Annotated in this window: 13 protein-coding genes; 5 read left to right on the top strand and 8 right to left on the bottom strand. The window is 73.6% G+C overall.

What is annotated here, in order from left to right; genetic code table 11:
• Positions 1–25: 25 nt before the first annotated feature.
• The gene (gene msrB, locus LE181_RS00215) at positions 26–445 is read left to right on the top strand and encodes a peptide-methionine (R)-S-oxide reductase MsrB (RefSeq protein WP_225658798.1); all 420 of its coding nucleotides are present in this window, start codon (positions 26–28) and stop codon (positions 443–445) included.
• A 22-nt stretch (positions 446–467) separates the two neighbouring features.
• On the opposite strand, the gene LE181_RS00210 is transcribed toward msrB, so the two are convergent.
• The 5 genes from LE181_RS00210 to LE181_RS00190 form a co-directional block, all read right to left on the bottom strand.
• Positions 468–734: a hypothetical protein gene (locus LE181_RS00210; protein ID WP_225658797.1), complete on the bottom strand. Its 267-nt coding sequence runs from the start codon at positions 732–734 to the stop codon at positions 468–470.
• A gap of 100 nt (positions 735–834) precedes the next feature.
• Positions 835–2,625 carry a malto-oligosyltrehalose trehalohydrolase gene (treZ, locus tag LE181_RS00205; RefSeq protein ID WP_225658796.1) on the bottom strand — a complete coding sequence of 597 codons (1,791 nt, stop codon included), beginning with the start codon at positions 2,623–2,625 and terminating at the stop codon, positions 835–837.
• Positions 2,626–2,729: 104 nt separating this feature from the next.
• Positions 2,730–3,641: a GNAT family N-acetyltransferase gene (locus LE181_RS00200; RefSeq protein ID WP_225658795.1), complete on the bottom strand. Its 912-nt coding sequence runs from the start codon at positions 3,639–3,641 to the stop codon at positions 2,730–2,732.
• Positions 3,642–3,808: 167 nt separating this feature from the next.
• Positions 3,809–4,477, bottom strand: a complete 669-nt coding sequence (locus LE181_RS00195) for an ABC transporter (protein WP_225658794.1) — start codon at positions 4,475–4,477, stop codon at positions 3,809–3,811.
• Entirely contained in the window at positions 4,474–5,364 is an 891-nt protein-coding gene (locus LE181_RS00190) for an ATP-binding cassette domain-containing protein (protein WP_225658793.1), read from the bottom strand. The genes LE181_RS00195 and LE181_RS00190 overlap by 4 nt, the downstream gene beginning before the upstream one ends.
• A gap of 23 nt (positions 5,365–5,387) precedes the next feature.
• Here LE181_RS00190 and LE181_RS00185 point away from each other — a divergent pair, with 23 nt between their 5' ends.
• Positions 5,388–6,098, top strand: coding sequence for an aminoacyl-tRNA hydrolase (locus LE181_RS00185; protein WP_225658792.1), 711 nt, complete (start codon positions 5,388–5,390; stop codon positions 6,096–6,098).
• Between the two features lie 43 nt (positions 6,099–6,141).
• On the top strand, positions 6,142–7,425 hold the full coding sequence (locus LE181_RS00180) for a polysaccharide deacetylase family protein (RefSeq protein WP_225658791.1): 1,284 nt from the start codon (positions 6,142–6,144) through the stop codon (positions 7,423–7,425).
• Positions 7,426–7,514: 89 nt separating this feature from the next.
• Here the strand turns inward: LE181_RS00180 and LE181_RS00175 are convergent, their stop codons facing one another.
• Complete coding sequence (locus LE181_RS00175) at positions 7,515–9,560, bottom strand: transglycosylase domain-containing protein (protein WP_225658790.1); 2,046 nt, start codon at positions 9,558–9,560, stop codon at positions 7,515–7,517.
• A 164-nt stretch (positions 9,561–9,724) separates the two neighbouring features.
• On the opposite strand from LE181_RS00175, the gene LE181_RS00170 reads away from it, so the two are divergent.
• Positions 9,725–10,126: a BlaI/MecI/CopY family transcriptional regulator gene (locus tag LE181_RS00170; protein WP_225658789.1), complete on the top strand. Its 402-nt coding sequence runs from the start codon at positions 9,725–9,727 to the stop codon at positions 10,124–10,126.
• Between the two features lie 56 nt (positions 10,127–10,182).
• Here LE181_RS00170 and LE181_RS00165 read toward each other — a convergent pair whose 3' ends face one another.
• Positions 10,183–10,875, bottom strand: coding sequence for a nuclease-related domain-containing protein (locus LE181_RS00165; protein ID WP_225658788.1), 693 nt, complete (start codon positions 10,873–10,875; stop codon positions 10,183–10,185).
• Between the two features lie 271 nt (positions 10,876–11,146).
• Here LE181_RS00165 and LE181_RS00160 point away from each other — a divergent pair, with 271 nt between their 5' ends.
• Positions 11,147–12,709, top strand: a complete 1,563-nt coding sequence (locus tag LE181_RS00160) for an alpha/beta hydrolase (RefSeq protein WP_225658787.1) — start codon at positions 11,147–11,149, stop codon at positions 12,707–12,709.
• A 207-nt stretch (positions 12,710–12,916) separates the two neighbouring features.
• Here LE181_RS00160 and hemQ read toward each other — a convergent pair whose 3' ends face one another.
• The gene (gene hemQ / locus LE181_RS00155; RefSeq protein WP_225658786.1) at positions 12,917–13,633 is read right to left on the bottom strand and encodes a hydrogen peroxide-dependent heme synthase; all 717 of its coding nucleotides are present in this window, start codon (positions 13,631–13,633) and stop codon (positions 12,917–12,919) included.
• Positions 13,634–13,636: the final 3 nt, after the last annotated feature.

Here is a 13,636-nt window from a genome sequence, read left to right as displayed (position 1 = left end):
GGCAGGAACGGAAGGAACGCGCGACATGGCGTACGAGGTCGAGAAGACGGACGAGCAGTGGCGCGCGGAGCTGACGCCGGCGGAGTACCAGGTACTCCGCCGGGCGGGCACCGAGCCCGCCTTCCGCGGCGAGTACACCGACACGAGGACCGCCGGCGTCTACGCGTGCCGGGCCTGCGGGGCGGAGCTGTTCCGGTCCACCGAGAAGTTCGCGAGCCACTGCGGCTGGCCGAGCTTCTACGACCCCAAGGACAGCTCGGCCGTCGAGCTCGTCGACGACCACTCGCACGGCATGGTCCGCACCGAGGTGCGCTGCGCGCGCTGCGGCTCGCACCTCGGCCACGTCTTCGAGGGCGAGGGTTACCCCACCCCCACGGACCAGCGGTACTGCATCAACTCGATCTCGCTGCGGCTGGAGCCGGAGGCGGACGCGGCCGGCTCCTGAGGCCACGACCGAGGCCACGGCGCTACTTCGCGGCGCCGAGGCCCTTCTTCAGGTCGTCCAGGTTCATCACCGGGTGCAGCTCCACCTCGGCCTCCATCTCCAGGAAGAGCTGCTCGCAGATCACGGGGATCTGCGAGGGGTCCTCCAGGTCGAAGACCATGAGGCAGGAGCGCCCGCCGTCGAGTGCGGTGAAGTAGGCGGCCTCCGGGTGGAGCTGCTCCACCAGCCCCTCGACGACCTTCCCCAACGAGCCCTTCCTGTAGGCGTCGTTGCCTGCGCGGGTGTCCATCCGGGCCCGCAGAAGTGTGCGCATGGCTCTCACGTCCCCGGCGCGGGCGCGCCGCACCCCGGCGCTTCGGAACCGCGCTCGCGAAGGAGCGGCCGCGCGGTCACGCCCCTTCCAGCGTCCCCCCGGCGGCGGGGGCCCGCAACCGGCCGGCGCACCGCAGGACGGCGGCCGACTCCGGTGGGAGCGTGAGGACCCCGTCCGGCCCGGGGAGGTCGACCGGCCGCCATGCGGCCAGCACTTCCGCGCAGGCCGGCGGGCCCACCGCGAGGGACGCGGGCCGGTCGCCGGTGTTGACGGCGACGAGGAGCGGGCCGCGCCGGAAGGACACCGCGCCCCCGGACGTGACCGTCAGGTCCTCGTGGACCCACTCCGGGCCGGCGAGGGCCGGCTCGGCGTGTCGCAGGGCGATCAGGCGGCGGTGCCAGGCGAGCAGGGCGGCGTGCGGCTCGCGCGCGGGTTCGCTCCAGTCGAGGCGGGAGCGGTCGTGGGTGGCCGGGTCCTGGGGGTCGGGGATCTCCTCGGCCGGCCAGCCGTGGGCGGCGAACTCCCGGCGGCGTCCGGTGCGTACGGCCTCCGCCAGCCGGGGGTCCGGGTGGTCGGTGAAGTACTGCCAGGGGGTGCGGGCGCCCCACTCCTCGCCCATGAAGAGCATCGGGGTGAAGGGCGCGCACAGCACGAGCGTCGCGGCGCAGGCCAGCAGGCCCGGGGAGAGCCGTGCCGACAGGCGGTCGCCGAGCGCGCGGTTGCCGACCTGGTCGTGGGTCTGGGCGTAGCCCAGGAGCCGGTGCGCGGGGGTGGTGCGGGGGTCGAGCGGGTGCCCGTGGGCGCGGCCGCGGAACGAGGAGTGGCCACCGTCGTGGAAGAAGCCGCCGCGCAGCGTCTTGGCGAGGGCGTGCGCGGGGTCGGCGGCGAAGTCGGCGTAGTAGCCGCCGGACTCGCCCGTCAGCAGGGTGTGCAGGGCGTGGTGGAAGTCGTCGTTCCACTGGGCGTGCAGGCCGAGGCCGCCCGCCTCGCGCGGGGTCGTGGTGACCGGGTCGTTCAGGTCGGACTCGGCGATGAGGAAGAGCGGCCGTCCCAGCCGGGCGGCGAGGGCGTCGACGGCGGCCGACAGCTCTGCGAGGAAGTGCTTGGGCCCGGTGTCGACCAGGGCGTGCACGGCGTCCAGGCGCAGCCCGTCGAGGCCGTAGTCGCGCAGCCAGGCCAGCGCACTGCCCGTCAGGTACGCCCGCACCTCGGCCGATCCGGGGGCGTCGAGGTTGACGGCCGCGCCCCAGGGCGTGTGGTGGGTGTCGGTGAAGTACGGCCCGTAGGCGGGCAGGTGGTTGCCCGACGGGCCCAGGTGATTGTGCACGACGTCGAGGACGACGCCCAGGCCCAGGCCGTGGGCCGTGTCCACGAAGCGCATCAGCCCGGCCGGTCCGCCGTAGGGCTCGTGCACGGCCCACGGCGCCACCCCGTCGTATCCCCAGCCGTGCCGTCCCGGGAACGGGCAGACGGGCATCAGCTCCACGTGCGTGATGCCCAGGGCGGCGAGGTGGGGCAGTCGTCCGGCCGCCGCGTCGAAGGTGCCCTCGGGCGTGAACGTGCCGACGTGCAGCTCGTAGAGCACCGCGCCCGGCAGCGGGCGGCCCGGCCAGTCGTGCCGCGGGGCGAGGCGGGAGAAGTCGACGACGGCGCCGGTCCCGTCCGGGCCGTCCGGCAGACGACGGGCGCGCGGGTCGGGCAGGACGGGCCCGCCGTCGAGGGAGAAGCCGTAGCGGGTGCCGTCCGCGGCGGGGGCCTCGCGACGCCACCAGCCGGCCCGGACGGGATCGCGTTCCATCGCGTGCGTACGGCCGTCCGCCCACAGGGCGACCCGTGCGGCCTCCGGTGCCCAAACCTCGAACAGCACGAGCGGCTCCTCCCGACTCCCGGAACTCCCGACTCCCGACGAAGGTCCCGGAGAACGTGCCGTGCTGTCCATGGTGCCGCCCCGCGGCCGCCTGCGGTACGGGCTCACGGCACGAGGTCGATGCGCTCCTGCGTGATGGGGTAGCCCGCCTTCGCGAACGTGGCCGCCATCGGGTGGTTGCCCTGGTCGGTCGCGGCGGTGATCCGCTCGGCGCCCTCGGCCACCAGGTCGTGGGTGCACTCGGCCAGCAGGTCGTAGGCATAGCCGCGGCCGCGGTGCTCGGGCACCACGCCGACGTAGCCGACGCAGGGCCCGGAGGGGTTACGGGCGGGCACGTGGATGCCGACGACCTCGCCCTCGGGCGTGCGGGCGAGCTTCCACCACTCGCGGGGCGAGGGCAGCCAGTCGAGGAAGCCCATGGCGTCGTCGAGGGCCGCCTCCAGGCCGTGCTCGGCGACGTTCCGGCGGTCGTGTTCGTCCAGGGTGCCCTGCATCGTGCGGCGTACGACGTCTCGTACGACGACGTCGGCGGGCTCCGGGCGGAACTCCAGCCGGCCGGGCCGCGCGGGCAGGCCGCAGGCGGGCGTCCATTCGTAGCGGTAGCGCTCGACCAGCGGCCGCAGCCCGCCGGCCGTGGCCGCCGCGATGCGGGCCTCGGCCGTGGCCCGTATCTCGGGCCGGTCGCGCCAGCCGGGCGGCGTCAGCAGGCTGAACTCCGCCCGGAACGGGGCAGTCCGCAGCAGGTGGGCCGCGGCCTCCGCCTCGCCCTCGGCGAAGTCGAACCAGTCGAGGACCTTGGGCTCGGTGTCGTCCGGAGCGCCCCACCAGGCGGCCCGGGCGACGACCCTGCCGTCGCGCAGCGCGACCCACGTCCAGTCGGGACGGTACTCGCCGCCCTCGTGGACGGGCACGTACGTGTGGCCGAAGGCGGCGCGGCCGACGACGGCGGGGACGGACAGGGACGTGAAGAGGGCGGTGTCGTGCTCGGTGAGTGCGCGGACGACCAGCTCTGTCATGGAACTCCTCGGGGAGGGACGGCTCCCGCACCGTAGGGCCGTCGCCCCGCGCGGTCCAACGGTTTTTCTCCGCCACCGGCGCAGGGCCCGCCGAGCGCTCGGTACGCGGTGGCCGGTACGCCGGTGGTGTCCCTGCGGGCCTGTGCGGGACGGAGGCTGACGGGGACTCAGCCGCGCCGCCCGCTCGCCGCGCACGCCACGGCCGTCGCACCCGCCGCGCAGCAGGCGGCCAGGACGAGCGCCCCGTACGGCACCTGTGCCGTCCCGCTGTGCGAGCCCGTCACCAGCCCGCTGACCGCCGCCCGCGCCGGGGAGCCCGCGGCCAGCAGCGCGGCGAAGGCCACCAGCACCGTGCCGGGCACCGCCCACGCCGTGCTGCGCAGCAACGGGCGGTTGCACAGCGCGCCCACGGCCGTGCCGAGCAGGGCGCAGACGACCGAGGTCACCAGGCCGGCCAGGACGGCCGGGCCCAGGGGGACGCCGACCCGGTGGTCGGCGCTGCGCGGGTCGCCGAGCGCGGCGACGACCGCCGTCGTGGCGGCGCCCAGCAGGACGGCGGCGAGCAGCCCGGTCAGCACCGCGGCCAGATGCACCCGCCACGGTCCGGCGACGGCAGCGGCGCAGTCCCGGGCGGAGGGCGGCTCGTTGGTGACGCACACCCGCACCAGCCAGGCGGTCACGGGCAGCAGGCCGGCGGCCGCCCAGCCGAAGGAGTCGAGGACCGGCTCGCCCGGCCTGACGCCGACGGCCACGAAGGCGACGTGGAGCAGGAGCGGCGGCAGCCAGCGGTGCGAGCGGAGCAGCAGCACGGCCTGGTACTGCAGCAGGGCGGTCATCGGTGGGGTCCCTTCCCGGTGGTCGCGTTCTCGGGTGTGCCCTGGTCGGTGATCAGGGTGCGGATGTGCCACGGCGGACGGGCGGTGAGGAGGGCGCTCAGCAGTGCGTCGGAGTGTGCCGCGCCGACGGTGAGCCGGAGCAGGGTGCGCCCCTCGTCGCCGGGCCCGGCGACGGTCTCCGCCGCGGGGTCGCCCGGCAGCCCCTGCGGCAGGGCGGCTCCGGGCGCGCCGTCGGCCTCGATCCGCACCCGGGGGCCGGACCACACCGTGGCCGTCGTTCCCACCTGCCGCAGCCGTCCCGCCTCCACCCGGTGGACGGCGTCCGCCGCCGCGGCCAGCCGGCGCGGGTCGTGGTCGACGAAGACGACCGTGCCCCCGGCGGCGACCCGGTCGGCGACGGCGCCGTCGAGTACCGTGCGGGAGGCCGGGTCGAGGCCGGTCCACGCCTCGTCGAGGACGAGCAGGCCGGGCGCCGCGAGCAGTCCCTGGGCGACGGCGACCTTCTGGCCGGTGCCCTTGGAGAGTTCCGCCAGGCGCGTCCGGCCGTGATGGCCGGCGCCGAACCGCTCCAGCCATTCCCCGGCCGCCCGTGCCGCGGCGGCGCGGCCCAGGCCGTGGACGCGGCCCATCGCCGTGAGGTAGCCGGCGGCCGTGAAGGGCAGTGCGGGCGGGAAGCGTTCGGGGACGTAGGCGGTGCGCGGCCGGTCCGTGACCCGCCCCGCGCTAGGCACGTCGATGCCCGCGATCAGCCGCAGCAGCGTGGATTTGCCGCTGCCGTTGGCGCCTTCGATCCGCAGCAGTCTGCCGGCCGGGACGTCGAGGTCCACGTCGCGCAGCACCCACGGGCCACCGAGTCCATAGCGGCGCCCGACCCCCACCAGTCTCATGGGCACCACGGTAGCGTGGGGGCGTGACCAGCTCTCCTGCCTCCGAGGACCCCCGCGACAGCGCCCCGCAGTTCGTCCTGCCGCTCGTCGTCCGCATGGAGCGGGCCGATCCGCCCGCCCGTACCGATGCCCTGGAGACGGCGGCCCGCGCGGTGCTCGTGCTGCTGTCCGACGAGCGGGCGACGGCGGAGGACGGTGCGTGGACGCAGGCCGTGCGGGACTGGCAGGACGCCCGCATCCGCAAGGTGGTCCGGCGGGCGCGCGGCGGCGAGTGGCGCAAGGCGTCGGGGCTGCCGGGCATCACGGTGACGGGGGCGGCCGCCGAGGTGCGGGTCTTCCCTCCCGTGCCGCTGGACGGCTGGCCCAAGGAGCTGGTCAAGCTGCAGGTCTCGGGCACGGATCTGGACGATCCCGAGCCGCCCGCGGCGCCGGATCCCGCCCGGCCGGTGCTGTGGCTGAACCCGGAGCTGGAGATGTCGGCGGGCAAGGCCATGGCGCAGGCCGGACACGGAGCGCAGCTGGCCTGGTGGGCGCTGGACGGGGAGGCGCGCACGGCGTGGCGCGAGGACGGCTTCGCGCTGTCCGTGCGGACGGCGGCGCCGCAGCGGTGGGCGGAGCTGACGACGAGCGGCCTGCCGGTGGTGCGGGACGCCGGCTTCACCGAGATCGCGCCCGGTTCGTGCACCGTGGTGGCAGATCATCCCTCGCTACGGAACTGTCACACGCGCCTGTGATACTGGCCCCAGAACATGTGTACTGGCGTCAGGGAGTCCGAAGTTGTCGAAGAAGCCTGTGTACCGTGCGACGAAGTCGCTGTACGGCGCGACGGCTCTGGGCTCCGTGTGCGTGGCGGCGGCACTCGTGGTGGGCCTGACCCGCGGGGAGACCGGCGGGGAGGGCCGCAAGGAGGCCGGCTCCGCGTCCTCCGCGCCGCGGGGCGGCGCGGCGACGGACGGGGCCGACGGCAAGAAGCCGGAGGAGGAGAAGTGGGACGGCAAGGTCCACGTCCTCGGTGACGGCTCGACGTCGTACACCGGCCCGCAGCCGAACGTGGCGAAGCCGGAGAAGCTGAAGCCGGGCGAGAAGCCCCCGCAGTTCGTCGTCTTCTCCTGGGACGGCGCGCTGGAGAACGACGACAAGCTCTTCTCCCACTTCCGCCAGGTCGCCAAGGCGAACAACGCCCAGATGACGTACTTCCTCACGGGCATCTACCTGCTGCCGAAGTCGGACCGGAAGAAGTACCTGCCCCCGCGTCACGACGCGGGCGAGGCCGCCATCGACTTCACCTCCGACGCGCACATCAAGGACACCCTTGAGCAGCTGAGCGGTGCGTGGCGGGAGGGCAACGAGATAGGCACGCACTTCAACGGCCACTTCTGCGGCAAGGGCGGGGGCGGCGAGTGGACCATGGACGAGTGGAAGAAGGAGATCGAGCAGTCCTACTCCTTCGTCCAGAACTGGAAGACGAACACCGGCTTCAAGAGCCTCGACCCGCTGCCCTTCGACTACAAGAAGGAGCTCGTGGGCGGCCGGGCCCCCTGCCTGGAGGGTCAGAAGACGCTGATACCCGCGGCGAAGGAGTTCGGCTGGCGCTACGACGCCAGCTCGCCCGGCGACTTCCAGCTGTGGCCGTCGAAGATCGACGGTGTCTGGAACTTCCCCCTGCAGCTGCTGCCGTATCCCAATACGGACCGCCAGGTGCTCTCCATGGACTTCAACTTTCTCTACAACCAGTCCGGTGACAACACCAACGGCGACCCGGCCAAGCGCCCCGAGTGGCAGAAGCTCACGCGCGAGGGCTACCTGAACGGTTTCGAGCGGGTCTACAACGGCAGCCGGGCGCCGCTGTTCATAGGCAATCACTTCGAGACCTGGAACGGCGGCATCTACATGAAGGCCATGGAGGACGTCATGAAGAGCGTCTGCCGCCGCGACGGGGTGCGCTGCGTCTCGTTCCGGCAGGTGGCCGACTGGCTGGACGCCCAGGACCCGAAGGTGCTGGCCAAGCTGCGGGCCCTGGACCCGGCGCAGGCGCCGGACTGGAAGACGTTCGTCAAGTAGAAGACGTCGTCGGGGAGCGGCCGGCGCGAAGCGGCCCGCCCGGGCCGCCCGCGGCCGCCCGGAGGTCTCCCCCGGGCGGCGTCCGGTGATCAGCTGCCCGGCCGGCCCATGTACTGCGTCCAGATGTCGGCCGGGTGCGTGCTGCCGCGCACGGAGGCGGGGGCGCCGCCCAGTCCGTCCAGCGGGAGGACCTCCTGCGAGGTGGGGTCGATGCGGAAGAGCGAGACGGCGGTGGCGGTGGTGCCGCGGTAGCCGGCGAACCAGGCGGACTTGTTGTCCGGCCCGGTGCCGGCCTTGCCCGCCGTGCCGGCCCCGGCGGCCTTCGCGGCCGAGCCGCTGCCGCGCTGGACGGCGTCGCGCAGCGCGTCGTCGACCGCGCGGGCGGCGCTCGCGGGCAGGGCACGCGTGGCGGTGGGCTTCTCGACGGGGACGGCGTCGCCGTTGCGGCTGAGGCCGGTGACGGAGTACGGCTCGGTGTGCATGCCCTTGGCCGCGAAGGTGGCGTAGCCGACGGCCATGCGGATGGGGCTGGGCGTGCTGGTGCCGAGGGAGAAGGCGGGCACCTTGCTGCCCAGGCTCTCGGCGAGCAGGCCGCAGTCGACGGCCGCCTTGCCGACCCGGTCCAGGCCCACGTCCATGCCCAGCTGCATGACCGGGGAGTTCACGGACTGCGAGACGGCCTCCTTCAGCGTGATCCTCCCCCAGGACTTGTTGCCGTCGTTCACGGCCTTCACGATCTTCCCGGAGCGGTCCCAGTACGGGCCCTCGGGCGTGCGCACGGCCACCTTGTCGTCGCCGTTGTAGACGGTGGCCGGGGTCACGGGGGTGCGTGTGGCGCCGCGTTCGCGCTGGATGCCGTCGCGCAGGGCGGCGGCGTAGACGAAGGGGGCGAAGGTGGTGCCGGCGGGGACGACGGTGGAGTTGGCGTCGTTGAAGCCCTGCTTGAGGTAGTCGGGGCCGCCGTGGAGGGCCACGATGCGGCCGTCGGTGGTGACGGAGGCGGCGGCGATGCGGACGTTCTTGTCGGCTTCCCGGCTCTCGGGGTCGAGCTTCCCCCGCGCCTGCCCGACGGCCTGGGTGAGGGCCTCGACGCGGCCCTTGTCGAAGGTCGTGCGGATCTGGTAGCCGCCGAGGTCGAAGTCGGCGTCGGAGACCTCGGTGTGGGCGCGGACGTAGGCCCGGGCGGTGTCGACGAGGTAGCCGGTCTGCCCGTTCAGCCCGGCGGGCCGGGGCGGGGCCTGGGGTTCGGGGAAGCGGGTGTAGCCGGCCCGCTCCTGCGGCGACAGCTTGCCGATGGCGACCATCCGGTCGAGGATCCACTCCCAGCGCTCGACGGCGCGCTCGTGGTTCTTGGCGCCGGCCGCCGGGTCGTACAGGGCCGCTCCCTTGAGGAGGGAGGCGAGGAAGGCGCCCTCGCTGACGTTCAGCTTCGAGACGTCCTTGCCGTAGTAGGCGTGGGCGGCGCGCTGGATGCCGTAGCTGCCGCGGCCGTACCAGCTGGTGTTGAGGTAGCCCTCCAGGATGTCGTCCTTGCTCATCCTGTTGTCGAGCTTGATGGCGATGAACATCTCGGTGAGCTTGCGGCTGAGCGTCTGCTGCTGGTTCAGGTAGGCGTTCTTCACGTACTGCTGGGTGATGGTCGAGCCGCCCTGGGTGTCGCCGCCGGTGACCATCCGGGTGACGGCGCGCATCATGCCGCTGGGCGAGACGCCGCTGTCGGAGTAGAAGGTCTCGTTCTCGGCGGCGAGGGCCGCCCAGCGCACCTTCTCGGGGACCTTGTCGAGGGCGGTGTCCTGCCGGTCGACGGGGCCCGTGCGGGCCATCTCGGAGCCGTCGGCCCAGTAGTAGACGTTGTCCTGCTGGGTGGCGAAGGCGTTGAGGTCCTCGGGTATCTCGGTGGTCGCGTAGAGGACCCCCACGGTGACGGCGAGCGCGCCGACGACGGTGCCGAGGAGTCCGAGCGCCTGGCGCCAGGACGGTATCCAGCGACGGGCTCCGGTGCGCCCGGGGCGGGGGTAGGCGGGGCGCAGCCGCTTCAGGAACGCCCGGCGGGGCGCCTCCCGCCGGCGGCGACCCTGGGCAGAGGCCGAATACTTGCTGATATATGACCCACTCTGTCCCCTTTTGCCTGCCATGCCCCGCCTCGCCCGAACGCCTGTCTCTACGTATTCCGCTCGATAATGCGGCGAGTCTGCCATAACCGGAACCTGAAGGTCCGTCAGGTCGCCGCGAGGCAGGGGATTCCTCTACACTTCTGTAGAGGTAAAGAAAAGATCAAGAGAAGGAACGCACCGAAGACATGGCAACGCCCACACCCGCCGTCGCCGTGCGCCAGGGCCGGCGCCGGGCGAGCGGAGCCCTGGAGGGCGAGGTCCTCGCCGCACTGCAGCGGGCGGGCGCACCGCTGACCCCGCGCGAGGTCCAGGCCACGCTTCCGGGCGAGCTGACCTACAGCACGGTGGTCACCATCCTCTCCCGCCTGCACGGCAAGGAGGTGCTCACCCGCACCCCCCGCGGCCGCGCCTACGCCTACGCACCCCTCACCGACGAAGCCGGCCTCGCCGCCCGCCGGATGCACAAGATCCTCGACGGCCGCACCGACCGCGAGGTCGTCCTGAGCCGCTTCGCCGACGGCCTGACGGAGGCGGACGCGGAACTCCTGCGCCACCTCCTCACCGACGGAGTCCCCCGCCCGCGGTAGGGGCCGACCGAGAGGCCGGGCCGGGCCGGGCCAAGCGGGCTCAGGCCGGCATCGCCCTAGGCGCCGAGCCAGACGCGGCGGTTGCGGGCGACGGTGTGGATGCGGTCCACCCGTTCCGGGTGGAGCACCCCGTCCAGCGTGCCGAGGTCCGCCACCTCGCGCTCCCGCAGTACCCGCACGTCCTCCAGCGGGGCCGCCACCTCGACCTCCGCGGCGCCGACCAGAACGAGCACCGGCTGCACCCGCACCAGGAAGCCGCAGCCGCGCGAGAGCACCAGCGACGACCGCGCCGCATCCCGCCGGGCCCGGCGCACGTACGGGCACGGCCGTCGCTCCCCCGCCGCACCCGCCGGCACGTCGCCGCCGACCGCGACCGTCGCCCCGCCGGCCCGCTCCGCCTCGACGCAGAAGACGCCGCCGGGGCCGATCAGCAGGTGCGGGATCACCGCCTCCCCCGGCAGCACGATGGAGTGCACCACCTCCCAGCCGCCCGCCGCCAGCCCGTCCAGCTCCGACCCGACGCACTGCTGCGCCTCCAGCGCCCGGCGCCAGTCGTCCTCCACCGGCCGCCGGCCGAGCAGCCGCGCCAGCAGCAGGCCGAAACGGCCGGTCCGCGAGGCGTCGAGCCGTGCGCGCAACGCCTCCCCCGGCCGGTTCGGCGCGAGGTCGTCGTCGGGTGGCAGGAAGAGCCTCTCGGGGTCGTAGCGCCTTCCGCCCGCGCCCCTCTTCGATTGCGGCCGCTCGCCCACGCCCATCACCCCCCACCGCCATATTGCCGCAGAAGCGCGGGAACCAACCCATTCGTCCGGCCGTTGAACCGAGCGAGGCCCCGCGGCATCCCCCCGTCCGCGGGGCCTCGCCATGCCCGGGCCCGGCCGGCCCCGCCGTCGCCGGAGCACCCGCCGGCGGCTGACGCGTTCGGGCGCTTCGGGCCCGACATCGCCCCACGGTGCTTTACTTCATGATCCGATAACCGAATTATCCCTTTTGCCGTATTGCATATTGAAGGGATAGGGCCCAGTGAGAGCAGCTGCCCTGTACGGAACCATCGGATCCCTGATCCTCACCGGACTCACCGGCCTCCCCAGCACCCCGGCCCACGCCCTCGATCCCGGCCGCGCCGAAGCGCGCGGCGTGGCCCTGGCCGCCCGGCAGGCCGCCGACAAGGGCATCGACTTCGGGACCTGCCCCGCCGTCGAGGGCCTCAACGACACCGTGGAGTGCGGCACCGTCTCGGTGCCGTTGGACTACGCGCACCCGCACGGCAAGCACATCTCCCTCACCGTCAGCCGGTCCCGCGCCGGCGGCGGCGACGCGGAGCGCCGGGGCGCGATCGTCTTCAACCCCGGCGGGCCGGGCGGCAACGGCATGTTCTACCCCCTGCTGGCCGGCCTGCCCCAGTGGCGCAACATCGCCGACGCCTACGACATCGTCGGCTACGCCCCGCGCGGCGTCGGCCGCTCCGCCCCGCTGTCCTGCGTGAACCCCGCCGCCTTCGTCAAGGGCCCGACCGACGCCCCACAGCACCCCACCGCCGCGTACAAGAAGCGGCAGCTCGCCAAGGCCCGCGCCTACGCCCGGGGCTGTGCCCGCCGGGGCGGCGCCGGGCTGCGGCACTTCACCAGCCTCAACAACGCCCGCGACCTCGACGTCCTGCGGGCCGCGCTCGGCGAGAAGAAGCTGACCTTCATGGGAGCGTCCTACGGCACCTACTTCGGCGCCCTGTACGCCTCCCTCTTCCCCACGCACGTGCGCCGCATGGTCTTCGACAGCATCGTCAACCCCGACCCCCGCAAGATCTGGTACGGCAACAACCTCGACCAGTCGGCCGCCTTCGAGCGGCGCTGGGCCGACTGGCGGCGCTGGGTGGCCCGCCACCACGCCGTCTACCACCTGGGCCGCACCCCCCAGGAGGTGCTGGCCTCGTACGAGAAGGCGAGCCGGCAGCTGCAGAAGCGGCCCGCCGGCGGCACCGTCGGCCCCGCCCAGATGCAGGGCGCCTTCCTGAAGTCCGGGTACACCGACAGCCACTGGGCACGCGACGCGCGGGCGCTCTCCGCCTACCTGCGCGGCGAGGACGGGCCGCTGATCACGCTCGCCGCACCCGACGCGGCCTCCGCCCGGGCCGCCGAGAACGAGAACGCCGTCTACACCGTCGTCGAGTGCAACGACGCCTCCTGGCCCGGGGCCTGGGAGACGTGGGACCGCGACAACTCCCGGCTCGCCAGGAAGGCACCGTTCGAGACGTGGAGCAACGCGTTCATGAACCTGCCGTGCGCCTTCTGGAAGGGCCCCCGGCAGCGGCCGCTCGACGTGCGGATCGGGCGCGGCTCCGGCCTGCCGCCCACGCTGCTGCTGGCCGCCGAGCGGGACGCGGCCACACCGTACAAGGGCGCGCTGGAGCTCCAGCGCCGGATCGCGCGCTCGGTGCTGGTCACCGAGCGCGGCGCGGGCACGCACGGCATCGGCGGCGGACCCAACGCCTGTGTGAACCGCTACCTGGAGGACTACCTGCTCGACGGCCGGCTCCCGGCGCGCCGCACCTACTGCGGCCCGCGCCCCGAGCCCCGCGCGATCGGCTGAACCGGGGCAGACTCCCAAAACTCCCGGAAACGCACTGCGCCGGCCCCGCCCGAAACGGGCGGGGCCGGCGCATGCACTGCCGGCGTCAGGAGCCCAGGGCTCAGGCGAGCCCCGCCACCAGGTCCGCCACGGCCTTACGGCGACCGGTGCTGCATCTCCCGGGGGACAACCCCCGGACCCCCGGCCGGACCGGGCGAACCGCCTGACTCAGGCGAGCCCCGCCACCAGATCCGCCACGGCCTTACGGCGACCCGTGTAGAACGGGACCTCTTCGCGCACGTGCATCCGCGCCTCGGAGGCCCGCAGGTGGCGCATGAGGTCGACGATGCGGTAGAGGTCGTTGGCCTCGAAGGCCAGGATCCACTCGTAGTCGCCCAGCGAGAACGAGGCGACCGTGTTGGCCCGGACGTCCGGGAAACCGCGCGCCATCTTGCCGTGGTCCGCGAGCATCCGGCGGCGGTCCTCGTCGGGCAGCAGGTACCAGTCGTAGGAGCGCACGAAGGGATAGACGCTCACGTAGTCGCGGGGCGTCTCGTCGGCGAGGAACGCCGGGATGTGCGACTTGTTGAACTCGGCAGGGCGGTGCAGCGCCATGTTCGACCACACCGGCTCCAGCGCACGGCCGAGCCGGGTGCGGCGGAAGAGGTTGTACGCCTCCTGGAGGGCGTCCGAGGTCTCGGAGTGCCACCAGATCATCACGTCCGCGTCGGCCCGCAGACCCGACAGGTCGTACGTGCCGCGCACCGTGACGTCCTTCTCGGCGAGCGCGGCGAAGAGCTCCTCGACCTCGTCGGCGTAGCCGGCGCGGTCCTCCGGCAGCACGTCGCGCAGCTTGAACACCGACCAGAGGGTGTAGCGGATGACCTCGTTGAGGTCCTTGGCCTTCTTGCCGGCGTTCGGCGTCTTCCCAGGGGCGTCAGTCATGTC

Source organism: Streptomyces sichuanensis (assembly GCF_020328095.1).
In the GTDB taxonomy this organism is placed as follows: domain Bacteria; phylum Actinomycetota; class Actinomycetes; order Streptomycetales; family Streptomycetaceae; genus Streptomyces; species Streptomyces cinnamoneus.
This window is presented reverse-complemented; position numbering and strand designations above follow the sequence as displayed.